General features: G+C 73.6%; 20 protein-coding genes. 17 read left to right on the top strand and 3 right to left on the bottom strand.

What is annotated here, in order from left to right:
• From murD to BUE45_RS06575, 12 genes are all read left to right on the top strand, one after another.
• Positions 1-1437 (top strand): UDP-N-acetylmuramoyl-L-alanine--D-glutamate ligase, encoded by a 1437-nt coding sequence (gene murD / locus BUE45_RS06520; protein WP_073376320.1) that lies wholly within the window; start codon positions 1-3, stop codon positions 1435-1437.
• A gap of 166 nt (positions 1438-1603) precedes the next feature.
• A complete protein-coding gene (gene ftsW / locus BUE45_RS06525; protein WP_073376322.1) occupies positions 1604-3031 on the top strand; it encodes a putative lipid II flippase FtsW in 1428 nt (475 codons plus the stop codon).
• Positions 3028-4188 (top strand): undecaprenyldiphospho-muramoylpentapeptide beta-N-acetylglucosaminyltransferase, encoded by a 1161-nt coding sequence (murG, locus tag BUE45_RS06530; RefSeq protein ID WP_073376324.1) that lies wholly within the window; start codon positions 3028-3030, stop codon positions 4186-4188. The genes ftsW and murG overlap by 4 nt, the downstream gene beginning before the upstream one ends.
• On the top strand, positions 4185-5681 hold the full coding sequence (gene murC / locus BUE45_RS06535; protein WP_073376326.1) for a UDP-N-acetylmuramate--L-alanine ligase: 1497 nt from the start codon (positions 4185-4187) through the stop codon (positions 5679-5681). The genes murG and murC overlap by 4 nt, the downstream gene beginning before the upstream one ends.
• Before the next feature lie 15 nt (positions 5682-5696).
• The gene (locus BUE45_RS06540; RefSeq protein ID WP_073376328.1) at positions 5697-6464 is read left to right on the top strand and encodes a cell division protein FtsQ/DivIB; all 768 of its coding nucleotides are present in this window, start codon (positions 5697-5699) and stop codon (positions 6462-6464) included.
• Between the two features lie 492 nt (positions 6465-6956).
• Positions 6957-8387: a cell division protein FtsZ gene (ftsZ, locus tag BUE45_RS06545; protein ID WP_073376330.1), complete on the top strand. Its 1431-nt coding sequence runs from the start codon at positions 6957-6959 to the stop codon at positions 8385-8387.
• 132 nt (positions 8388-8519) lie between these two features.
• Positions 8520-9245 (top strand): peptidoglycan editing factor PgeF, encoded by a 726-nt coding sequence (gene pgeF, locus BUE45_RS06550; RefSeq protein WP_073376332.1) that lies wholly within the window; start codon positions 8520-8522, stop codon positions 9243-9245.
• A gap of 90 nt (positions 9246-9335) precedes the next feature.
• Positions 9336-10061 (top strand): YggS family pyridoxal phosphate-dependent enzyme, encoded by a 726-nt coding sequence (locus BUE45_RS06555; RefSeq protein ID WP_073376334.1) that lies wholly within the window; start codon positions 9336-9338, stop codon positions 10059-10061.
• Positions 10062-10196: 135 nt separating this feature from the next.
• On the top strand, positions 10197-10727 hold the full coding sequence (locus tag BUE45_RS06560; RefSeq protein WP_073376336.1) for a cell division protein SepF: 531 nt from the start codon (positions 10197-10199) through the stop codon (positions 10725-10727).
• 37 nt (positions 10728-10764) lie between these two features.
• Positions 10765-11064 carry a YggT family protein gene (locus tag BUE45_RS06565; RefSeq protein ID WP_073376338.1) on the top strand — a complete coding sequence of 100 codons (300 nt, stop codon included), beginning with the start codon at positions 10765-10767 and terminating at the stop codon, positions 11062-11064.
• 130 nt (positions 11065-11194) lie between these two features.
• On the top strand, positions 11195-12052 hold the full coding sequence (locus BUE45_RS06570) for a DivIVA domain-containing protein (RefSeq protein ID WP_073376503.1): 858 nt from the start codon (positions 11195-11197) through the stop codon (positions 12050-12052).
• A 64-nt stretch (positions 12053-12116) separates the two neighbouring features.
• Positions 12117-13805, top strand: coding sequence for a hypothetical protein (locus tag BUE45_RS06575; RefSeq protein WP_073376340.1), 1689 nt, complete (start codon positions 12117-12119; stop codon positions 13803-13805).
• 75 nt (positions 13806-13880) lie between these two features.
• Here the strand turns inward: BUE45_RS06575 and ileS are convergent, their stop codons facing one another.
• Positions 13881-17087, bottom strand: a complete 3207-nt coding sequence (gene ileS / locus BUE45_RS06580; protein WP_073376342.1) for an isoleucine--tRNA ligase — start codon at positions 17085-17087, stop codon at positions 13881-13883.
• Positions 17088-17453: 366 nt separating this feature from the next.
• Here ileS and BUE45_RS06585 point away from each other — a divergent pair, with 366 nt between their 5' ends.
• From BUE45_RS06585 to BUE45_RS06600, 4 genes are all read left to right on the top strand, one after another.
• Positions 17454-17714, top strand: coding sequence for a hypothetical protein (locus tag BUE45_RS06585; RefSeq protein WP_073376344.1), 261 nt, complete (start codon positions 17454-17456; stop codon positions 17712-17714).
• Positions 17715-17879: 165 nt separating this feature from the next.
• The gene (locus tag BUE45_RS06590; protein WP_073376346.1) at positions 17880-18296 is read left to right on the top strand and encodes a TraR/DksA family transcriptional regulator; all 417 of its coding nucleotides are present in this window, start codon (positions 17880-17882) and stop codon (positions 18294-18296) included.
• Positions 18297-18325: 29 nt separating this feature from the next.
• A complete protein-coding gene (gene lspA / locus BUE45_RS06595; RefSeq protein ID WP_073376348.1) occupies positions 18326-19027 on the top strand; it encodes a signal peptidase II in 702 nt (233 codons plus the stop codon).
• Positions 19024-19950 carry an RluA family pseudouridine synthase gene (locus BUE45_RS06600; protein ID WP_073376350.1) on the top strand — a complete coding sequence of 309 codons (927 nt, stop codon included), beginning with the start codon at positions 19024-19026 and terminating at the stop codon, positions 19948-19950. Before lspA ends, BUE45_RS06600 begins: the two co-directional genes overlap by 4 nt.
• Positions 19951-20033: 83 nt before the next feature.
• On the opposite strand, the gene BUE45_RS06605 is transcribed toward BUE45_RS06600, so the two are convergent.
• Positions 20034-21005: a DMT family transporter gene (locus BUE45_RS06605; protein WP_073376352.1), complete on the bottom strand. Its 972-nt coding sequence runs from the start codon at positions 21003-21005 to the stop codon at positions 20034-20036.
• 73 nt (positions 21006-21078) lie between these two features.
• On the opposite strand from BUE45_RS06605, the gene BUE45_RS06610 reads away from it, so the two are divergent.
• Positions 21079-21999, top strand: a complete 921-nt coding sequence (locus tag BUE45_RS06610; protein ID WP_073376354.1) for a LysR family transcriptional regulator — start codon at positions 21079-21081, stop codon at positions 21997-21999.
• Positions 22000-22117: 118 nt separating this feature from the next.
• Here BUE45_RS06610 and BUE45_RS06615 read toward each other — a convergent pair whose 3' ends face one another.
• Positions 22118-23800, bottom strand: coding sequence for a thiamine pyrophosphate-dependent enzyme (locus tag BUE45_RS06615; protein ID WP_073376356.1), 1683 nt, complete (start codon positions 23798-23800; stop codon positions 22118-22120).
• Positions 23801-23808 lie beyond the last annotated feature (8 nt).

Consider the following 23808-nt stretch of genomic DNA (forward strand, 5'->3'; position numbering starts at 1 on the left):
ATGCCGCACCACTCCACCACCTCCACCCCCTTCACAGGCCTGCGGGTCTGCGTCGCCGGTCTCGGCGTCTCCGGCCCCCCCGTGGTCCGGCTCCTGCTGGAGCACGGGGCCCGCGTCACCGTGGTCGACGGGCGCGACGACGACACCGTCCGGCCGGTCGCCGCGGAACTCGCCGCGGCCGGGGCCGAGGTCGTCCTGGGCGCCACCCCGCTGCCCGACGCGTGCGACCTCGTCGTCACCTCGCCCGGCTGGCGCCCCGACTCTCCGCTGCTCGTCGCCGCCGCCGAGGCGGGCACCGAGGTCATCGGCGACGTCGAACTCGCCTGGCGGGTCAAACCCGCCGACCAGCTGTGGCTGGCGGTCACCGGCACCAACGGCAAGACCACCACCGTGCGCATGCTGGAGGCGATGCTGCGCGCCGACGGGCGCGACGCGCTCGCCGTCGGCAACGTCGGCACCCCCGTGATCGACGCCGTCCGCCCCGACGCGGACGGCCGCCACCCCCGGGTGCTGGCCGTGGAGCTGTCCAGCTTCCAGCTGCACTGGTCCTCCAGCCTGCGCCCGCACGCCGCCGCCGTCCTCAACATCGCGCCCGACCACCTGGACTGGCACGGCGGCCTGGAGCCCTACGCCCGCGCCAAGGGCACGGTGTTCGCCCCCGGCACCGTCCGGATCGTCAACCTCGCCGACCCCTGGTCGGTACGCCTGGCGGAGGAGGACGGCGACCCGCACACCCCGCTGGTCGGCTTCGGCCTGCGGACCCCCCGCCCGGGGGAGCTCGGCGTGGTCGAGGACCTGCTGGTGGACCGGGCGTTCACCGAGGACCCCGCCTCCGGAGCCGAGGAGCTCGCCACCCTGGCCGACGTGCGGCCCCCCGCGCCGCACAACGTCGCCAACGCCCTGGCCGCCGCCGCGCTGGCCCGCTCCATCGGGGTCGCCCCGGCCTCGGTCAGGGCGGGGCTGGCGGCGTTCGCCCCCGAACCGCACCGCATCGCGTACGTGGCCTCGGTGGCGGGCGTCGACTACGTCGACGACTCCAAAGCCACCAACCCGCACGCCGCCGCGGCGTCCCTGGGCGCCTACGAGCCGGTGGTGTGGATCGCCGGCGGCCTGCTCAAGGGCGCCGACGTCGACGGCCTCGTCGCCTCGGCCGCCGCCCGGCTGCGCGGCGCGGTGCTCATCGGCGCCGACCGCGCCCGCCTGCGCGACGCCCTGGCCGAGCACGCCCCCGGCGTGCCGGTCGTGGAGGTCGAGGGACCCGCCGCCGGCGCGCCCGAGGGCCACACCGTCATGGACGCCGTGGTCGCCGCCGCCGCGGACCTGGCCCGGGAGGGCGACACCGTCCTGCTGGCCCCGGCCGCGGCGTCGATGGACATGTTCGCCAACTACCCCGAGCGGGGACGCCTCTTCGCCGAAGCGGTCCACCGGCTGGACTGAACCACCCCGGTCGCCGCCCTGCGTGATCACGTGCGCACGGGCGGTGATCGTTGTGCGCCGCGACACTCCTTTCCACGTCGAAGATGGCCAACACGCGGGAAATGTCCACGGTTCCCGCCCCGCCTTTCGCCACTATTGAGGCGCGCAGGTGCGGAGGGTGGTGCGGATGGCGACGACGACGATCCCCGGAGTGGCCCGGACACGGGGGACGACGGTGGGCACGGGGCGTGAGCGCGCCCTGTGGAGGGAATGGGTGGGGGCCCTGGACCGGCCCCTCACCTCCTACTACCTGATCCTGGGCACGGCGGTGCTGCTCATCGCCCTGGGCCTGGTCATGGTGCTCTCCTCCACCATGGTCAAGTCCATCAACGAGACCGGCTCCTCCTTCTCCCTCTTCCAGAAGCAGCTGGTGTCGGCCGCGGTCGGCCTGCCGCTGATGATCCTCGCCTCGCACATGCCCCAGCAGGTGTTCCGGCTCATCGGCTACCCGGCCATGATCGTGTCGGCGGCGCTGCTGCTCCTCACCGTCTTCCAGGGCGTGGAGGTCAACGGCGCCACCCGCTGGCTCGACATCGGCGGCCTCGTCGTGCAGCCCTCCGAGCCCGCCAAGCTCGCCTTCGTCCTGTGGGGCGCCCACATCCTGGCCCGCAAGGACGAGCTCAAAGAGCTCACCGAGTGGCGCCACCTGCTCTTCCCGCTGCTCCCCGGCTGCGGCCTGCTCGTGCTGCTCGTGCTGCTGGGCTCCAACCTGTCCACCGCCCTGGTGTTCCTCGTCACCTTCCTCGGGCTGCTGTGGGTGATCGGCGCACCCGGCAAGCTCTTCGTCGCCATGTTCGGCCTCGTCCTGGGCCTGGCGGTCATCGCCATCGCCATCGAGCCCTACCGCATGGCCCGCGTCACCGCCCTGTTCGACCCCACCGCCGACCCGCTCGGCGACAACATGCAGTCGCTGCACGGCCTCTACGCCCTGGGCACCGGCGGCATCCTCGGCGTCGGCATCGGCGCCAGCCGGGAGAAGTGGGGCTTCCTGCCCTTCGCCGAGTCCGACTTCGTGTTCGCCATCATCGGCGAGGAGTTCGGCCTGATCGGCACCGTCCTGGTCCTCGCCCTCTTCGGCGTCCTGGGCTACGCCGGCCTGCGCGTGGCCTCGCGGGTGAAGGAGCCCTTCCCCCGGCTGGCCGCCTTCGCCATCGTGACCTGGATCATGGGCCAGACCATGATCAACATCGGCGCCGTGATCGGACTGCTCCCCGTCACCGGCGTCCCGCTGCCGCTGGTCTCGTACGGGGGTTCGTCCCTGATCACCACCATGGTGGCCCTGGGAGTCCTGCTGTCCCTGGCCAAGACCGAGCCCCAGGCGCAGCGGACCCTGGCGGCCCGGGGTCCCGGACGGGTGCAAAGGGCTCTAAGCTGGCTGGGCCTGGAGAACGGCACCGCCCCGGCCACCGGCCGCGGCGGCACCCCGTCCACCGGGCGCGCCGCGACCCCGCGGGCACCGCGCACCGCGGGCCGCAGGCGCGGCAGGACCAAGGCCACCTACGACAGCGGACCGATCCCCGCCGGGGACCGGTCGAGGAGGAATCGGCGACGATGAGGGTAGCCCTCGCCGGAGGCGGCACGGCCGGGCACATCGAGCCCGCGCTCTCCCTTGCGGACGCGCTCCGGCGCATCGACCCCAGCACGGAGATCCTCTGCCTGGGCACCGAGCGGGGACTGGAGACCCGCCTCGTGCCCATGCGCGGATACGAGCTGGGCCTGATCCCGGCGGTGCCCCTGCCCCGCAGGCTCACCCCGCAGCTGCTCAGCGTCCCCGGCAAGCTCGCCGGGGCCCTCAGCGCCGCGGGCGACCACCTGGACCGGCTCCAGGCCGACGTCATCGTCGGGTTCGGCGGCTACGTCGCCACCCCCGGCTACCTCGCGGCCCGCCGCCGGCGCGTCCCCATCGTCGTCCACGAGGCCAACCCCCTGCCCGGACTGGCCAACCGCCTGGGCGCCCGGATGACCCCCCACGTCTTCACCGGGCACCCGCACACCCAGATCCGCAACGGCCGGTTCGTCGGCATCCCCCTGCGCCAGCAGATCACCACCCTGGACCGGCTGGCCATGGGCGACAAGGCGCGCACCTACTTCGGCCTGCGCCCCGACCTGCCCACCCTGCTCATCTTCGGCGGCTCCCAGGGCGCCCAGCGCATCAACGAGACCGCCTTCGCCTCCCGCGACGCCTTCCGCGACCACGGCGTCCAGGTGCTGCACGTCGTCGGCCCCAAGAACGCCGAGGAGCCCCAGGACCTCACCCGGGACGGCATCCCCTACGTCGCCGTCCCCTACGTCGACCGCATGGACATGGCCTACGCCGCCGCCGACGTCGCCATGTGCCGCTCCGGCGCGATGACCTGCGCCGAGCTCACGGCCGTCGGCCTGCCCGGCGCGTTCGTGCCCCTGGCCATCGGCAACGGCGAGCAGGCCCTCAACGCCGAGCCCATCGTCCAGGCGGGCGGCGGCCTCATGGTGGGCAACGGCGACATCTCCGTCGAGTGGATCACCCGCACCCTCATCCCCCTGCTCACCGACACCGACCGCGTCGTCGGCATGTCCGAGGCCGCCGCCCGCATGGGCCGCCGCGACGCCGACATGGAACTCGCCCGCGAGGTCATGGCCATCGCCCGCGGCGACCGGGCCACCCCGGAGCTGCCCGTCTCCGACGACGACGCCGACGAGGCCTACTACGACGACGGGAAGGACGCCCGATGAGCCTGGTGCGACCGACCGACCCGGTCCCCGTCGACAAACTGGGGCGCACCCACTTCATCGGACTGGGCGGCTCCGGCATGTCCGGCATCGCCCGCGTGCTGCTGCAGTCGGGCGTCGAGGTCTCCGGCAGCGACGCCCGCGACAGCGACACCCTGCGCGAGCTGGAGGAGATGGGCGCCCGCGTCCACGTCGGCCACGCCGCCGGCCACCTCGGCGACGCCGAGACGGTGGTCGTCTCCTCCGCCGTCCGCGAGAGCAACCCCGAACTCGCCGAGGCCCGCCGCCGCGGCCTGCGCATCCTGCCGCGGGCCGCCGCCCTGGGCGCCCTGCTGCTGGGCCGCGAGGGCGTCGCCATCGCCGGGACCCACGGCAAGACCACCACGACCTCCATGGTCACCGTCGTGCTCCAGCACCTGGGCACCGACCCCGGCTACGTCATCGGCGGCAAGCTCGTCACCACCGGCCTGGGCGCCGACGCCGGCATCGGCGGCCCCATCGCCGTCGAGGCCGACGAGAGCGACGGCTCCTTCCTCATGCTCTCCCCGAAGATCGCCGTCGTCACCAACGTCGAGGCCGACCACCTCGACAACTACAGCGGTATCGAGGAGATCCACGCCAACTTCGACGCGTTCGTCGACCGCGTCGAGCGCACCCTCATCATCGGCGTCGACGACGAGGGCGCCCGGCGCGTCGCCGAGACCGCGCGCGCCCGCGGCAAGAAGGTCCTCACCTACGGCGAGGCTCCCGGGGCCGACTACCGGATCACCCGCATCCGCCCCCGCGGGTTCACCACCGAGTTCACCCTCGCCACCGCCGCCGGCGAGATCGAGGGCACCGTCGCCGTCCCCGGACGCCACAACGTGCTCAACGCCGCCGCCGCGGTCGCCGTCGCCGACGAGCTCGGCCACGACCTGGAGGTCGCCGTCGAGGGCATCGCCGACTTCGGCGGCGCCGCCCGCCGGTTCGAGCCCAAGGGCGCCGCCGGGGGAGTGGGCGTCTACGACAGCTACGCCCACCACCCCACCGAGCTCGAAGCCGACCTGCGCGCCACCCGCGGCGCCCTGGAGTCGTTCGCCGAGCAGGCGCGCGAGGCCGGTCGGGAGCAGGCGCCCGGCCGCGTCATCGCCGTCTTCCAGCCCCACCTGTTCAGCCGCACCCGCATCTTCGCCCGGGAGTTCGGGGCCGCCCTCACCCTGGCCGACGAGGTCGTGGTGCTGGAGATCTACGCAGCCCGGGAGGACCCCGAACCCGGGGTCACCGCCGAACTGATCACCTCCGAGGTGGGCCACGACCGGGTGCACCACGTGCCCGACCGCGGCGACGCCGTCCGCCTGGCCGCCGAGCTGGCGCGCCCGGGCGACATCGTCCTGACGATGGGCGCCGGCGACGTCACCGAGCTGGGCCCGCTCATCGTGGACCGGCTCGCCGAGGCCGCCGAGGTGGAGGAGGTGGCCCGCACGCTGGGCCGCGGCGGCGGGCGGGACCACGACTGACGCCGGAGGACACGGGTGAGGGCAGACCACGACGGAGCGGACCGCGACGCCGGGACCGAGGAGGGGGCCGGGGCCGGGGAGCGCCCCGCCGCCGCGCGTGAGCGCTCCGACCCCTGGAAGGTGGCCTTCGTGGCCCTGCTGGTGGTCGCCCTCGTCTGCGTCGTCACCTGGATCCTCCTGGGCTCGCGCCTGCTCGTCGTGCGCGACGTCGCCGTCACCGGCCTGGACCGGGTCGGCCGCCAGGAGGTCGTGAACGCCGTCGACGTCCCCACCGGCACCCCGCTCATCCGCGTGGACCTGGAGGCGGGCGCCGACCGCGTCGGCGGCCTCTCCCTGGTCGAGTCCGCCACGGTCAGCCGCGGCTGGCCCGCCACCCTGCGGGTGGAGGTGGTCGAACGCCGCCCCCTGCTCGCGGTCCGGGTGGGGGAGGAGTACCGGCTGGTCGACCGCGACGGCGTGCGCATCGAGGACTCCGCGACCCGGCCCGGCACCCACCCGCTGGTCCGGGTCACCGGCGAGGTCGAGGGCAACGACGCGGTCCGCGCCGCAGCGGAGATCGTGGAGTCCGCCCCCGATTCCCTGCTCGCCCGCATCGGCCTCATCGACGCCACCGACACCGACGCCATCCGGATCGAGATCACCGAGGGGGCCGTCATCGAGTGGGGGACCGCCGAGGCCACCGGTGACAAGAGCGACATCCTCCGCGTCCTCCTGCGCGAGCACCCGCCCGCGGACGGGGCCGTCTACGACCTCTCCACCCCCGACCTGGCCATCGTCCGGTGAACGGCCGGTCAGGTTGTCGGAAAGGGAGGCAAAGGCGGACGAAGCCGGACCCGCACCCTCCCCCAGGCCCTCCGCGGGCCCCGGAAGGGGGGTCGCGGGCACGGTGCGGGGACATTCCAGGCGCGACGCGCCGAGTCAGCACATCGCTTCCTCGTGTTATACGACGTTAGGCTGAAGCCGTCATCGGTTGCCGGTGGTGGACTGTCGGCTTACTGTCGAGAGTCACGAACACCGTCAACAAAGTACAGAACACGCTTTTCGGGGTACGTGGGAACCGTATTTCTCCCGCCGAACCACAGGGAGGCGTCGGTCCTCCCCGGACCGGCACTCCACGGCTCACCCGGCCCCGGGTCCCCGCCACGGCGTCACAGAGCGCCTCGTCGGAGAACCCGAAACGCACACTTGTAGAACCGGATGCCGGCCCCACCGGCCCGGCGGCGACCGCCGCCGGACGGACGGGGACGGCGCATGCGAGCGGAAAGGCCCCTCGTCGTGGCAGCACCGCAGAACTACCTCGCGGTCATCAAAGTCGTCGGTATCGGCGGCGGCGGTGTCAACGCCGTCAACCGAATGATCGAAGAGGGGCTCAAGGGCGTCGAGTTCATCGCGATCAATACCGACGCCCAGGCGCTGCTGATGAGTGACGCCGACGTCAAACTGGACGTCGGCCGTGAACTCACGCGCGGCCTCGGAGCCGGAGCCAACCCCGACGTCGGCCGCAAGGCCGCCGAAGACCACCGGGAGGAGATCGAGGAGGTCCTCAAGGGGGCCGACATGGTCTTCGTCACCGCCGGGGAGGGCGGCGGCACCGGCACCGGCGGCGCCCCCGTCGTCGCCAACATCGCCCGGTCCCTGGGCGCGCTCACCATCGGCGTCGTCACCCGCCCCTTCGGATTCGAGGGCAAGCGGCGCGCCACCCAGGCCGAGTCCGGGATCGCGATGCTCCGCGAGGAGGTCGATACGCTCATCGTGATCCCCAACGACCGGCTGCTGTCCATCTCGGACCGGCAGGTCAGCGTCCTGGACGCCTTCAAGGCGGCCGACCAGGTCCTCCTCTCCGGTGTCCAGGGCATCACGGACCTGATCACCACCCCCGGCCTCATCAACCTGGACTTCGCCGACGTCAAGTCGGTCATGTCCGGGGCCGGGTCCGCGCTCATGGGCATCGGCTCCGCACGCGGGGACGACCGGGCGGTCGCGGCCGCCGAGATGGCGATATCGTCCCCCCTGCTGGAAGCCAGCATCGACGGCGCCCACGGCGTCCTGCTGTCCATCCAGGGCGGGTCCGACCTGGGACTGTTCGAGATCAACGAGGCGGCACAGCTCGTCTCCAACTCGGCGGCCCCCGAGGCCAACATCATCTTCGGCGCCGTCATCGACGACGCCCTGGGCGACGAGGTCCGCGTGACCGTCATCGCCGCGGGCTTCGACGAGCCGGAGGTCACCGGGCCCACGCTGCACCGGCGCGAGCCGGCGGACCCTCCTAAGGCCGTCGCCCCCACGGCGGGCTCCGCGCCCGGCGGACGGGGGGCGTCCACGACCCCCGCCGCCGCCGCGGACGGGGCGTCGGCCGAGAAACTGCCGTGGCTCGGCGGCCGCCACACCGCCGAACCGGCCCGTACGCAGCAGACCCCGCCGCTCGCCCAGCCGCCCGCCCACCGGGAGCCGGCCCCGGTGCACGAGGAGCCCGAGCCCGTCGCGGAGGCCGAGCCCGAGGCCCCGGCCTACGAGGAGTACGCCGAGGCGGCCCCGGCCGAGCCGGAGCCGGCCCCGGTCCACGAGGAGCCCGAGGCCGAGGAGCCCCGGCCCGTCCACGTCCTCTCCGAGCCGGCCGCCGAGCGGCGCGCCGACGTCCCCACGCCCCGGCGCAGGGTCGTTTTCGAAGAGCCCGACGACCTGGACATCCCCGACTTCCTGAAGTAGCGCGGACCAACACCCCGATACCATCGACGTGTCAGCGGCCCCGACCCGAGCGGGCGGGGCCGTCGCCGCTCCGGGGACCCGGCGCCCACCGCGCCGCCCGCCCCGGCCGAAGGAAGGACAGCGGGCACAGGGATGGGGAACATCGTCGACCTCGGGCACGGGGTCCGTGCCGCCGTCACCGAACGCCGCGGCGGGGTCAGCGCCCCGCCCTACGACTCCCTCAACATGGGCCTGGGGACCGGGGACGACCGCGACACGGTCCTGGCCAACCGGCGCACCGCCGCGGAGAACCTCGGGTTCGACGCCGACCGCGTCGTCTGGATGAACCAGGTGCACAGCGCCGACGTCCTGGCCGCCGACGCCCCCGGCGGCGTCGGCACCTGCGACGGCGTCGTCACCACCCGCCCCGACCTGGTCCTGGCCTCGCTGGCCGCCGACTGCCTCCCCGTCCTGGCCGCCGACGGTGCGCGCGGGGTCCTGGGCGCGGCCCACTCCGGCCGCCTGGGCACCGCCCACGGGGTGGCCGCCCGGCTCATCGCGTCCATGGCCGAGCGCGGCGCCCGCCCCGGGAGCACCACCGTCCTGCTGGGCCCCGCCATCTGCGGCAAGTGCTACGAAGTGCCGCCCGCGCTCCAGGCCGAGACCGCCCGCGACACCCCCGAGGCGGCCTGCACCACCCGGCGGGGCACCCCCGGGGTCGACATGGTCGCCGCCGTCACCGCCCAGCTCCGCCGCGCCGGGGTCACCGACATCCGCGCCGACGGCCGCTGCACCCTGGAGAGCCCCGAGCTCTTCTCCCACCGGGGCGGCGCCCCCACCGGCAGGTTCGCGTCGTTCGTCTGGCGCGCACGGGAGTGAACCGGTACGGACCGCGGACGCCGGCCGACGGCGCCGCGGACCCGCACCGACACCGGCCGACACCCGCAAGACTCGGAAGATGAGGACCACGTGCCACACGACCCGGCCCGCGTCGAGCGGATCAAGGAGAACCTCGCGCAGGCCCGCGCGCGCATCGACGCGGCCTGCGCCAAGGCCGACCGGGACCCCGCCGGGGTGTCCCTGATCGCGGTCACCAAGACCCGTCCCGCCGAGGACGTGCGCATCCTCGCCTCCCTCGGCCTCACCGACGTCGGGGAGAACCGCGACCAGGAGGCCGCCCCCAAGGCCGCCGCGACCGCGGACCTCGACCTCACCTGGCACTTCATCGGCCAGCTGCAGACCAACAAGGCGAGGTCGGTGGCCTCCTACGCCGACGTCGTCCACTCGGTGGACCGGGCCAGACTCGCCCGCGCGCTCGGCGACCGGGCCGAGGCCGCCGGGCGCCGCCTCACCTGCCTGGTGCAGGTGAACCTCGACGGCGACTCGCGGGCCGGCGTGCTGGGCCCCCGCGGCGGGGTCGACCCGGCCGACGCCCCGGAACTGGCCGACCGGATCGCGGAGCACGAGGCGCTCGAACTCGGCGGTGTGATGGCGGTGGCGCCCCGTGAGGGAGACCCTTATCCCGCTTTCGGACGTCTCTATGAGGTGTCGTGTCTCATCCGTGACCGCCATCCCCGGGCGACGGCGATCTCCGCGGGTATGAGCTCAGACCTGGAAGCCGCGATCGAACGTGGCGCGACACACCTTCGGCTCGGTGCGGCGTTGCTCGGCGATCGCGGACCGATCGTGGGGTAATGTCCCCACATAGACCTTGGAACCCGTCTGTGGAGTTCGCCCGAAAGGGCGCCACACCCCGTCGTACTAGGGAAGACGGGGACGTACGGAGGAGTCGGCTGCGGTGAAGGCCGCGGGGACGACGGAGGACATGAGATGGCCGGCGCGATGCGCAAGATGGCGGTCTACCTCGGCCTCGTGGAGGACGACCGTTACGATCACCGCTATGCGGACGAATATGATGAGTTCGACGATTTCGACGAGGGCGTGGAGGAGCACCGCGAACGCGGTGCGGACTCCCCGCGCGGCGAGGGAACACGGAGCGAGGACGTGAACGACACCGGCGACCACTCGGGTACGGGTGAGCGACGCGGTGGCACGACCACGACATCCGCTTCCACCGCCGACCTCGCCAGGATCACCACGCTCCATCCGCGCACCTACAACGAGGCGCGTACGATCGGAGAACACTTCCGGGAGGGCACACCGGTGATCATGAACCTGACCGAGATGGTCGACAGCGACGCCAAGCGTCTCGTCGACTTCGCGGCTGGTCTGATCTTCGGTCTGCATGGCAGTATCGAACGCGTGACCAACAAGGTGTTCCTACTGTCCCCGGCCAACGTCGAGGTGACCGCGGAAGACAAGGCGCGGATCGCTGAGCGAGGGTTCTTCAATCAGAGCTAGACCATCACATTTGTCCAGAGATTGGGTCGATTAGACCGTGAGTACCGTCCTGTCCCTGCTGGCACTCGTACTCCAGCTGTACGTGATCGTGCTGCTGGTACGTGTCGTGCTGGAGATGGTGCAGTCCTTCTCCAGGGACTGGCGCCCCTCGGGGTTCCTTCTCGTGATCGCCGAGATCGTGTACACGCTCACCGACCCGCCGCTGCGGTTCCTGCGGAGGTTCATCAAGCCCGTCCGGCTCGGCAGCATCGCGCTCGACCTGAGCGTCCTGGTGCTGTTCCTGGGCCTGTCGGTCGCTTCGAGCCTCCTGCGGGGCCTGGCGTTCTCGGTCGCATAGCCACGGGATCGGGGCGAAAAAAATCGCCCCCGATTCCGTTATGTGGTCTTGGTCATGATCCGGATTGCCGTAAGGTCACGATCAGGTAGCGTCCCTACGGATGGACTCCAAGCGCGCCAAGGAGACGAACATGCCGCTGACACCCGCTGATGTGCGGAACAAGCAGTTCAGTACGACCCGGCTCCGGCCGGGGTACGACGAAGAAGAGGTCGATGCCTTTCTCGACGAGGTCGAGTCCGAGCTCGACCGACTGATCCAGGAGAACGAGGAACTGCGCGGCAAGCTCGCCGAGTGCCTGCGCGGCAAGGTGCCCAACGCCGGGATGCAGGACTTCCAGCAGCCCCAGGAGCAGCCCGAGCCGCCCCGCCCCGAGCCCGTCCAGCCGCCTCAGGCCGTCGTCGAGCCCCAGCCCCAGCCCCAGGCGCCCGCCCCCATGCACATGGGCATGGGCGGCGAGGAGAACATGGACACGGCCGCCCGCGTCCTGGCCCTCGCCCAGCAGACCGCCGACCAGGCCATCTCCGACGCCCGCCGTGAGGCCGACGAGACCCTGGGCCGCGCCCGCCACGAGTCCGAGGACATCCTCGGCAAGGCCCGCCGCCAGGCGGAGCAGATCATCGGCGAGGCCCGCGTCCGCTCGGAGAACCTGGACCGCGACGCCCAGGAGCGCCACCGCCAGGTCATGGGCAGCCTCGTCCAGCAGCGCGAGGAGCTGGAGCACAAGGTCAACGTGCTCAAGGACTTCGAGCGCGAGTACCGCAGCCGCCTGAAGGACTACTTCGAGCGCCAGCTGCGCGAGCTGGAGGAGGGCGCCGGCATCGAGCAGCCCAACCCCAACACCACGGGCGGCTTCCAGACGATGGCCCCGCCGACCGGTCCGGCCCCGGCGCTGCAGCACGGACCCGGCGGCGGCAACCCGTTCGGCCAGCCCGAGCCCGTCCAGCACGGCGGCTTCCACCCGGGCGACGCCCCGCACGAGCGCCGCTGACCCCGGTCGGCGGTAGGCTCCACAACTGAAGACTCCGGCAACGTGTAAAGGTCCTGGTCGACCCGTGATCCTCAGCGTCCTCGCAACCGTCGCGGTGCTGGCGGCCATCGCCGTCATCGTGGCAGCCCTGGTTCTCGCCGAGACCACCCTGGTGTTCATCGCCTTGGGACTGGCCGGCGCGAGTGTCCTGCTCCTGGTGGGAGCGCTCGTCCAGGGGAGGACCGGAGCGGACCGAACGGACGGTTTGGGGAAGTCGTCCGTTCCCGCGGCCGCCTACACGGCGCCGGAGCACTCCGGGCGCGTACCCGCACCGGCTCACGAGCCGGTGCGGGAACCCCGCGCCTGGAACGAGGACTCCGGCACGGGGGAACCGGAGTACGACATGCCCCGCTGGCAGACACCCACGGCCCGAGAGTGGCCGGAAGCGGACACGGTGGCGCCTGACCCCGCCCCGCCCTCGCCCGCGGTCGAGCCCGGCTCCCGCGATGATGAGGCACCCCTGCCCGCCCCCGCCCCGGAGATCCGCGAGCCGGCCGGGCCGGCACCGGACACCGACACCGCGGACCCCGCCCCCGCGACGCACACCGGACAGGACTCCCGCGCCGACGAGCCCGCCGGGGCCCCCGCCGACGACGACGCGGCGCTCTCCTGGTTCGCGCGCACCGAGACGGCCGACGACCGGCCCCACGAGGACTCCGCGCTCTCGTGGTTCGCGCGCACCGAGGGGACCGGCACCGACGACGCCGGGGAGACGGAGACGGAGCACGGCACCGGCGCGACGGAGGCCGACCGGGCCGACACCGCCGCTGCCGAGGACGCCGCGGACGACGACGCGGGGGACCGGGCCGCCGCCACCGGCGACGACGACGGGCCCTCCCGCTCCGACCGCCCCGAGGACGACCTTCCGGCCGCGGACGTGCACGGGGACGAGGATTCACCGTCCTTGGCCGATGCCGACGAGGCCGACGACGGCGCTGAGTCCGGCGAGCGGACCCGGGCCGACCGGGACGGGGACCCCGACGGCACCGTGCGGGACGCCCCCCAGGCCGACGTCCCCGGAACCGCGGCCGACGACCACGACGGCGGTGCCGACGCCGCCTTCCGGGACCCGGACGGAGACGGGGACGGCGAGGCGGACACCGCGCCGGAGCCGCCCGAGGACACCCGCCGGGACACGGACACCGCCGCCGTGCCAGAGGACGGCGCACCCGGCGAGGGGACCGACGAAGCCCGGTCCGGAGACACCGGTCCCCGCGAGGACGACGCCGGCACCGGGGACGAGGTGCGGGGCCACCCGGACGGCGACGCCTCCTGGTCCACCTGGTTCTCCGGTCGCGACACCGCCGACACCGCCGAGCCGGACACGGCGGTCGACACCGAGAACACAGAGAACGCAGAGGACACCGAGGACACAGAGAACGCCGGGGACGCGGGGGAGGGCGCGGACGACCGCGCGCAGCCGGACGGCGCCGACCGGACCGCCCTCGCCGCACGGCCGCGGGACGACGGCGCGCCCGACGGCGCGGACACCCCCGGGGACGGCGCCGCGGACGCGGACCTCGGCGCGGACGGGGACAGCCCCGCCGCACCGGAACCGGACGCCGCCCCGCGGGACGCCGACGGGGACCGGACCGCCTTCTCCTACAGCATCCCCCGGCGCAAGGAGGACACCGACGGCACGGCCGCGTTCTCCTACCGCGAGCCCGGGGACGACGAGGACCCGGACTCCACCGCCGTGTTCAGCCGCGGCTGACCCCCCCGCCCGCCAAGGGCGCCGCGACGGCGACGGGCGCCGCCCCCGAGGGGGCGGCGCCCGTCGTGTTCCCGGTCAGGCCCGGCGGAAGCCGAACACGACCCCGAACTCCTCCGACTCCGCGCGGTGCAGGCCCTGCGCGTCGACCTCGCCCGCGGCGAAGGCATCGGCCAGCACCTCGCCGGCGATGGCCGCGCCGTGCTCGTCCAGCGCCCGCGCGGACGCCTCGTCGGTCGCCGCCCACCACACGCGGATGCGGTCCGACACGTCCAGGCCGCTCTGCTTGCGGGCCTCCTGGAGCATCCGCACCATCTCCCGGGCCAGGCCCGCCCGGCGCAGCTCCGGCGTCAGCTCCAGGTCCAGCGCCACGGTCTCGCCCGACTCCGAGGCCACCGCCCAGCCCTCGCGCGGCTGCTCGGTGACCAGCACCTCGTCGGCGCTGACCTCCACCGGCTCGTCCTCGACCCGGACCTGCGCCCACCCGGTCTCCCGCACCCGGCCCACCAGCTCCGCCGGGTCCGCCGCCTCGATGGCCCTGGCCACCAGCGGGGTCCGCTTGGCGAACCGCTTGCCCAGCGCCCGGAAGTTCGGCTTGACCAGGTAGTCCACCAGGTCGCCGCCCACCGTCGACAGCGACTCCAGCGACGCCACGTTCAGCTCGTCGGCGACCTGGGCCCGCAGCTGCTCGGGCAGGTCGGCGAACCCGGACGCGCCCACCAGTGCCCGCGCCAGCGGCTGGCGGGTGCGCACCGCCGAGTCCACCCGCGCCGACCGGCCCAGCTCCACCAGGCGGCGGGTCAGCGCCATATGCGCCGACAGCTCCGTGTCGACCAGGTCCTCGCGCACCAGCGGCCACGAGGCCAGGTGCACCGACTCCGGGGCGTCCGGCCGCCGCAGCGCCGACCACACGTGGTCGGTCAGGAACGGCACGATCGGCGCCATCAGCAGCGTCACCGTCTCCAGCGCCTCGAACAGCGTCGCGAACGCCGCCGCCCCCTCGGGGGTGTCGGCACCGCCCCAGAACCGGCGGCGCGACCGGCGCACGTACCAGTTCGAGACGTCGTCGACGAACGCCGTCAGCCGGCGGCCCGCCGCGGTCGTGTCGAACGCGTCCAGGGCCGCGGTGACGTCGCGCACCACCTCGTTCAGCTCCGACAGCAGCCACCGGTCCAGCAGCGGCCGGTCCTGCGGCGCCGGCGCGTCGGCCAGCCGGGAGTGGTCCCAGCCCGACCCCGCGTTGGCGTACAGGGTGAAGAACGACACGGTGCTGTGGTAGGTCAGCAGCACCTTGCGGACGATCTCCTCCAGCGCCGCGTGCCCCACCCGGCGGGCCGTCCACGGCGAACCGCTCGCCAGCATGAACCACCGCAGCGCGTCGGCGCCGTGCCGGTCCATCACCGGGATCGGCTCCATGACGTTGCCCAGGTGCTTGCTCATCTTGCGGCCGTCCTCGGCGAGGATGTGGCCGAGCACGACCACGTTCTCGAACGAGTTGCGCCCGTGCACCAGCGTGTTGACCGCCAGCAGCGAGTAGAACCAGCCGCGGGTCTGGTCGATCGCCTCGGAGATGTACTGCGCGGGGAAGTTCGCCCGGAACACCTCCTCGTCCACGTGCGGCGCGCCCCACTGGGCGAACGGCATCGACCCCGAGTCGAACCAGGCGTCGATCACCTCGGGTACGCGCCGCGCCACCCGCTCCTCCTCGGGCAGCGACGGGTCCGCGTCCGGGTCGGGGATGACGATGTCGTCGACGTAGGGCCGGTGCGGGTCCAGGTTCGACAGGTCCTGCCCGCTGAGGCGGCCCAGCTCCTCCAGGGAGCCCACGCAGATCCGCCGCCCGTCGGGGAACTCCCAGATCGGCAGCGGGGTGCCCCAGTAGCGGTTGCGCGACAGAGCCCAGTCGACGTTGTTGCGCAGCCACTCGCCGAAGCGGCCCTCCTTGACGTTCTCCGGCACCCAGTTGGTCTGCCGGTTCTGCGCCAGCAGCTCGTCCTTGACCGCGGTGGTGCGGATGTACCAGGACGGCACCGCGTAGTACAGCAGCGCCGTGTGGCAGCGCCAGCAGTGCGGGTAGGAGTGCTCGTAGGCCACGTGCCGGAACATCAGGCCCCGGTCCTTGAGGTCCCGCACCAGGATCTTGTCGGCGTCCTTGAAGAACACCCCGCCGACCAGGTCCAGGTCGGCCTCGAAGGTGCCGTCGGGGCGCACCGGGTTGACCAGCGGCAGCCCGTAGGCGCGGCACACCGCCATGTCGTCGGCGCCGAACGCGGGCGACTGGTGCACCAGGCCGGTACCGTCCTCGACGGTCACGTAGTCGGCGAGCACCACGTAGTGGGCGGGCTCGTCGAACGCCACCAGGTCGAAGGGCCGCTGGTAGGTCCAGCGCTCCATCTCGTCGCCCTCGAAGGACTCACCCGTCAGCTCCCAGCCCTCGCCCAGGACCTTGTCGAACAGCGGTCGCGCCACCACCAGGCGCTCGTCGCCGTCCGTGGCCACCACGTACTCCACGTCGGGGTTGACCGCGATCGCCGTGTTGGACACCAGGGTCCACGGCGTGGTCGTCCACACCAACAGGGACGTGGGGTGCTCGGGCGAGGCCAGCGGCCCCGACGTCACCGGGAAGCGGACGTACACCGACGGGTCGGTGACCGTCTCGTACCCCTGGGCCAGCTCGTGGTCGGACAGGGTGGTGCCGCAGCGCGGGCAGTAGGGGCTGATCCGGAAGTCGCGGACCAGCAGGTCCTTCTCCCAGATCTGCTTGAGCGCCCACCACACCGACTCCACGTACCGGGGGTCCATGGTGCGGTAGGCGTCGTCCATGTTCACCCAGTAGCCCATGCGCTCGGTCATCGCGGTGAACGCGTCGACGTTGCGCAGCACCGACTCGCGGCAGCGGGCGTTGAACTCGGCGATACCGAAGGACTCGATGTCCTTCTTCCCCGACAGGCCCAGCTCCTTCTCCACCGCCACCTCGACCGGCAGCCCGTGGCAGTCCCACCCGGCCTTGCGGTCCACGTGGAAGCCGCGCATGGTGCGAAAGCGCGGGAAGACGTCCTTGAACGCCCGGGCCTCAACGTGGTGCACGCCGGGCTGGCCGTTGGCGGTCGGGGGGCCCTCGTAGAACACCCAGTTCGGGCCGCCGCGGGTCTGGTCGAGGGAGCGCTGGAAGACGTTCTCCTTCGACCAGCGGTCGAGGATCTCGCGCTCCATCGCGGGCAGGTCGATCTGCGCGGGCAGCTGGGGGAGTGCGCGGGACGCGCTCGGCCGGGACTCGTTGGCCACCGTCGTACCTTTCCATCAGGGTCGTTCCTGACGGAGGGACGAGGCACGGGGCCCCGCGGTACCACCCTCCTTGGACACCAGTGCCGGACCGCGCGACGGCGGCCGGGACGGCTCCCACTTCGTTCACGTCTGCCGGCTCTACTGGGGGCGCGCGGCCCTGTTCCTCCGGCGGCTCCGGGGTGATCTTCGTGCCGGTCGTGCCCCCGGGCTCCCACCGCCCCCGGGTCGCTCGGACGCGTCGACCGCTTCTAAACTGGGTCCGTCCGGTCGGGGCCGGCACTACTCGTCCCCATCCACACCTGGGCACAGGATAACGCAGCGCGGGGCGGGTCCCCGCGCTTTTTCCACGGAGGAGCGCGGACGCGGGTGGCGGAGAACGTGCGGGGCGGTGTCCTGGTGACGCTCGCGGACCGGGAGGACGCGCAGGAGCTGGCCGAACAGCTCCTGGAGCAGGGCTACGAACCGTGCCTGGTGCACCGGGTCATGCTGGCGGGGGAGGACGACGCCGAGGACGCCGACTGGGTGATCGAGGTGCGCACCGGGCCCCACGGCGGGCCCGCGGTGTTCGACGAGCCCCACCTGGCGGCGCTGGCCCAGGACTACGACGGCTTCGCCGCCGCCGAGTAGCCCGCCCGCGGCGGGCGGCCCCGGCGGGAGCGGGCGGCGCCGGGCCGTTGCCCAGGGGGCGGGGGCTCGCCTAGGCTTCCCGGCACCACTCGCGGCTCCGTTCCACGGGGAGATTCCGCAGCTCGGCGGGGTACGGGCGGGCCGCACGGTCGGGAGGAGACCGCGATGAAGGCCACCGACACCGACGCCGCGGGTCCGCCGGTGCCGCCCGGCGAGGAGCCGTGGACCGAGCGGGAGCTCGCCCGGGTCCGCGCGCGGCTGCGGGACGACGCCGCCGCCGCGCGCGCGGAGATACGCCAGGTCCGGGAACACGCCGCCGAACGGCTGGAGGACCCGGTCGAGGGGGCGGGGGACGATACGGCCGACTCCGGGGCCAAGGCCTTCGAACGCGAACAGGAGCTGGCGTTGGCCTACAATACTCGTGACCTGCTCGCCGCGAGCGAGCGGGCGATCGAACGGATGGACGCGGGGACCTTCGGGGTCTGCGACGCGTGCGGCCGGCCCATCGCGAAGGCGCGCCTGGAGGCGTTCCCGCGGGCCACCCTGTGCGTCACCTGCAAACAGCGCGAGGAGCGTCGCTGACTGAGGTAGAGCCCTCCGGGGACAGCAACATGACCACCGCCCGCACACCGGGGCCCCGCCGGCAGCGCTACCTGCTGCTGGTGCTCGTCGCGCTCACCGCCGTCGGCCTGGACCTGCTCACCAAGGAATGGGTCCTGGCGACCTTCCGCGAGGGCGAGCGGCTCGACGTCATCGGCGAGATCGTCCAGTTCACCCTGGTCTTCAACACCGGCGCCGCGTTCTCCATGGGCACCGACTACACCTGGGTCTTCTCCACCATCGCCACCATCGTCGTGTGCGTCATCGCCTACATCGGCCTGCGCGTGCGCAGCGCCTGGTGGGCGGTCACCCTGGGACTCATGATGGGCGGCGCCGCCGGAAACCTCGTGGACCGCATCTTCCGCGAGCCCGAGCCCTTCCACGGCGCCGTCGTCGACTTCATCAAGGTGATGGACTTCCCGGTGTTCAACATCGCCGACTCCTGCGTGGTGGTCGGCGCCTGCCTGGTCGTCGCCCTCACCTTCAAGGGCCTGGAACTGGACGGCAGCCTCGTCTCCGAGGCCGCCGACGGCAAGGGCGGCGCCGACACGGCGGACGCCGCCGAGCCCGGCACCGGCCCGCAGGCCGGTGCCGAGCCGGACGCCGTCGCACCCGGGGGCGCCACCGCCGCGGACACCGGCCCCGCCACCGCCGACCGGCCCGGGGACGACACCGGCCCCGACGACACCACCACCGAAGGGAAGGGCCAGTGAGCGACACCCGCAGCCTGCCCGTGCCCGACGGCCTGGAGGGCGACCGGCTCGACGCGGCGATCGCCCGCCTCTTCGGGCTGTCCCGCACCCGCGCGGCCGAACTCATCGTCGACGGCAGCGTCCTGGTCGACGGCGCCGAGGCGGGCAAGTCCGACCGCGTCCGCGCCGGAGCCTGGCTGGAGATCACCCTCCCGCCGCCCCCCACCGCCCCCGTGCCCCGGCCCGAGCCCGTCCCGGGCATGCGGATCGTGCACGAGGACGCCGACATCATCGTGGTCGACAAGCCCGTCGGCGTCGTCGCCCACCCCACCGTCGGCTGGACCGGCCCCAGCGTCCTGGAGGGCCTGCTGGCCGCCGGGGTGCAGGTGGCCACCAGCGGCGCCGCCGAGCGCCAGGGCATCGTGCACCGCCTCGACGCCAACACCACCGGGCTCATGGTGGTCGCCAAGAGCGAGACCGCCTACAGCGTCCTCAAGCGCGCCTTCAAGGAGCGCACGGTGGACAAGCGGTACCACACCCTCGTCCAGGGCCACCCCGACCCGCTGCGCGGCACCGTCGACGCGCCCATCGACCGCCACCCGGCCGGAGACGGCCGCTGGGCCGTGGTCGCGGGCGGGCGCCCCTCGGTCACCCACTACGACACCCAGGAGGCGTTCCGGGCCGCCAGCCTGCTGGAGATCAAGCTGGAGACCGGGCGCACCCACCAGATCCGGGTGCACATGGCGGCACTGCGCCACCCCTGCGTGGGCGACGTCCTCTACGGCGCCGACCCCACGCTCGCCGAGCGCCTGGGCGTGCGCCGCCAGTGGCTGCACGCCGTCCGGCTCGGGTTCGACCACCCCGCCGAGCACCGGCCGGTGGAGTTCTCCAGCCCCTACCCCCAGGACCTGGAACAGGCCATGGAGGTCCTGCGCGAGGACTAGGGGACCGGCCCCGCGCACACCCCGCGACAGCGGAAGGGGCCGCCGGACACGCGTCCGGCGGCCCCTTCCGCGTTCGGGCGGGCTCAGCCCCGGGAGGGCGGGGCCACGGGCCGGGTGCGCAGTAGCCCCTGGCACAGGGCCGCGCCGACGATGATCACCAGCGCCCCCAGCGGCTGGTTCCACACCAGGGTCTCACCCATGAGGACGATCCCCGCCGCGATCGACACCACCGGTGCCACATAGGTGACCGTGGTGGCCACGGTCGCCCCCGCCTCCCGCAGCACCGCGTACTGGAGCACGTAGGCCACGCCCGTGCCCAGCACCCCCAGCACCAGGACCGAGGCCACCACCTGCCACGTCACCCCGGTGGGCGCGTCGGTGGCCACCGGCACCAGCACCACCAGGGGCACCGCGGCCAGCAGCAGCTGCAGCGCCGACAGCTCCAGCGCCCCGTGGGAGCTGCCCGCCACGAACCGGCGCAGGTACGGGGTGCCGATCCCGTAGCAGGCGGTCGCCGCCACCACGAACCCCATGCCGACCATGGCGTCCCGGTCGCTCACGCTCACCTCGCCCAGGGAGTTCCACACGCCGAACACCACGAGAACCCCCACGAAGCCCACGGCCAGCCCGAGCACCCGGTCGCGGTCGGGACGGCGCTCGTCGGCCAGCAGCATCATCGAGAACACCACCCCGAACAGCGGCGTCGCGGCGTTGACGATGCCCATCACCGCAGAGGGGATGAGCTGGGCCGCGTACCCGAACAGGGTGAACGGGACCGTGTTGAGCAGCAGCGCCGCCACGAACATGTGGGCCAGCAGCCGCGGCGAGGCCGGCAGTCGGCCGCCGCGCAGCAGCACCACCGCCAGCAGCGGCAGCGCCCCGGCGGCGATCCGGCCCAGGGAGAGCTGCATCGGCTCCAGGGACTGGGCGGCGACCTTGATGAACACGAAGCTCATGCCCCAGATCAGGGCCAGGAGTGCGAACTTGAGCCGCCAGTCGCAGGACGCGCGGCGGACACCGGCGGACGCCGCCGGAGACGGGGAGAGCACGGACATGGGACGTTTGTACCGCGCACCGACGTGTTAGGTCTACTTCGTATTTCTAAACGCGTGGGTTAGTGTTCCTTACATGCTCAGCGTCGACCGCCTCCGCGTCCTCCACGCCATCGCGGCACACGGCTCCCTCAGCGCGGCAGCCGAGGCCCTCCACGTCACCAACTCCGCCGTCTCCCAGCAGCTCGCCAAACTCGAACGCGAGGTCGGCCAGACCCTCGTGGAGCGCAACGGGCGCGGAGTCCGCCTCACCGACGCCGCCGAGCTCCTCGTCGAGCACGCCGCCCGCATCCTCTCCCTGGTCCGGCGCGCCGAAGCCGACCTGGAGGCCCACCGCGACCACGTCACCGGGCACCTGCGCCTGTCCGCCACCCCCACCGCCGTGCGCGGCATCCTGCCCCAGGCGCTCAACTCCCTGCGCGAGGCCCACCCCCGGCTGCGGGTCGAACTCTTCGAGGAGGAGCCCCACGAGAGCCTGCAGTCCATGGCCCGCGGCGAGGTGGACCTGTGCATGGTCATCGACTGGATGGGCTCCCCGCTCACCCTGCCCGAGGGCATGAGCCGCGCCCCGCTCATGGAGGACATCGGCGACATCGCCCTGCCCGCCGACCATCCGCTCGCCCACCGCGAGATCCTCGCCATCGACGAGATCCTCGAACTGCCCTGGATCAGCTGGTCGCGCGGGTCCATCTGCAACGACTGGCTGTACGACATGATCCGCTCCCGCGGCGGAGAGCCCAACGTCGTCCACAACGTCGAGGAGCACCAGACCAAGCTGGCGCTCATCGCCGCCGGGATCGGCGCCGCCGTGATGCCCCGGCTGGGCCGCGGCCCCCTCCCCGACGGGGTGCGGGTGGTGCCGGTGCAGCCCGCCCTGGTCCGCCAGGTGTACGCGTTCTGGCACACCGACGCCTCGCGCCGCCCCGCCATCCGGGCCAGCGTCCGCGCCCTGCGCGAGGCCGCGTCCGCCTACGACACCCGGCCGGTCCCCGCCTGAGCGGCCCGGCCCGGCGCCCCTCCCGCCCGGTGTTCCCCCTCCCGCCCCCGGTGCCCGGGCCCGCCGACCGGCGCCCCCGCCCCGACGCCCCGGGCGCCGGGCGGCGGGACCGCCCGGCTCAGCGCGGCGCCCCCAGCAGCTCCGACAGCGTCGCGGCCGGACTGATCACCTCCGGGTCCGTGCGCACGTCCACCAGCGTCGGCAGGTCCGCCGCCACCGCCTCGCCCAATGCCTTGACCAGCTCCTCCCGGGTGTGCACGGTCGCCCCGCGCGCCCCCAGCGAGCGGGCGTACCCCGCAAGGTCCAGCGGGCCGCCGATCCGGGTCCCCGCCAGCCGCCCCAGCTCGCGGGCCTGGTGCATGGCGATCGTGCCGTACAGCCCGTTCTGGAACACCACCACCGTCACCGGCGCGTCCTCGCGCACCGCCGTCTCCAGCTCCTGCCCCGTCATGAGCGCGCCGCCGTCGCCCGCCACCGCCACCACCGTGCGCCCGGGGTCGGCCAGTTTGGCGCCCACCGCCGCCGGGACCGCGTACCCCATCGCCCCGCTGGTCGGCGCCAGCTGGGTGCGCGGATGGCGGAACCACCACCCCCGGTGCAGGAACGAGGCGAAGTTCCCCGCGTCGTTGGTGACCACCGCGTCCTCGGGCAGCGCCTCCCGCATCCCCGCCACCACCTGCCACGGGTGCATCCCCGGCCCCACGTGCCCCTGCGACTCCAGCGGCACCGTCGCCGACTCCACCCACGCCCGACGGGCCGCGCTCCAGTCCCGGTAGGGAGCCTGGAACGGCGCCCCGGCCAGCTCGCGCAGCGCCTCGCCGGCGTCCGCCACCACCGACGCCCACAGGTCCAGGTGCGACCCCGGCCTCCCCGGGTCGATGTCGATCCGCGCCACCCTGGCCCGCTCCGTGTCCGGCAGCCGGTACCCCTGCGTGGTGGTCTCGCTCAGCCGGCACCCCACCACCAGCACCGCGTCCGCCTCCGCCAGCGCCGCCAGGGTCGAGGGCGGCGCCCCCAGCCCCAGGTGGCCCAGGTACAACGGGTGGTCGTTGGGGAACACGTCCTGCCGACGCCAGGAGGCGTACACCCCGGCGCCGAACCGCTCGGCCACCCGCACCAGGTCCTCACGCGCCCCCCGGGCGCCCCCGCCCGCGATGACCACCGGGCGCACCGCCCGGGTCAGCCATGCCGCCAGCCGGTCCCGCTCGGCCCCGCCCAGCGGCGGACGCGGCGGCGCCGCGACCCGCGGGGTCCCCGAGAGCCCCACCGGCTCCCCGAAGAGGTCGCCCGGCACCGCGACGGACACCGGGCCCGGGCGCCCCGAACAGGCCACCCGCAGCGCCTCCGCGGTCACCTCGGCCAGCCGGTCGGCCCGGTGCACGGTGGTGGACCACTTGGTGATGGGCGCGTAGAACGCCGTGAGGTCGACCTCCTGGAACGCCTCCCGGCCCATCCGCTCGGTCTCGGCCTGGCCCAGGAACACGACCATCGGGGTGGAGTCCTGGTGCGCGGTGTGCACCGCCACCGCCAGGTTGGCCGCGCCCGGGCCGCGGGTGGCCGCCGCCACCGCCGGGACGCCGGTGAGCTTGGCGTCGGCCTCGGCCATGAACCCCGCCCCGCCCTCGTGCCGGGTGGAGACCAGGCGCAGCGCCGGATGGCGGTCGATCTCGTCGGCGAGCTCCAGGAAGCTCTCCCCGGGCACGGTGTAGCAGCGGCGGACGCCCGCGGCGGCCAGGACGTCGACCACCGCCCGGGCGGCGGTGCGGTCGGGGGGAGCGGTGCGCTGGTCGGCTGTGGCCATGGGGGTGG

It is taken from the genome of Nocardiopsis flavescens (assembly GCF_900141985.1).
GTDB lineage: Bacteria > Actinomycetota > Actinomycetes > Streptosporangiales > Streptosporangiaceae > Nocardiopsis > Nocardiopsis flavescens.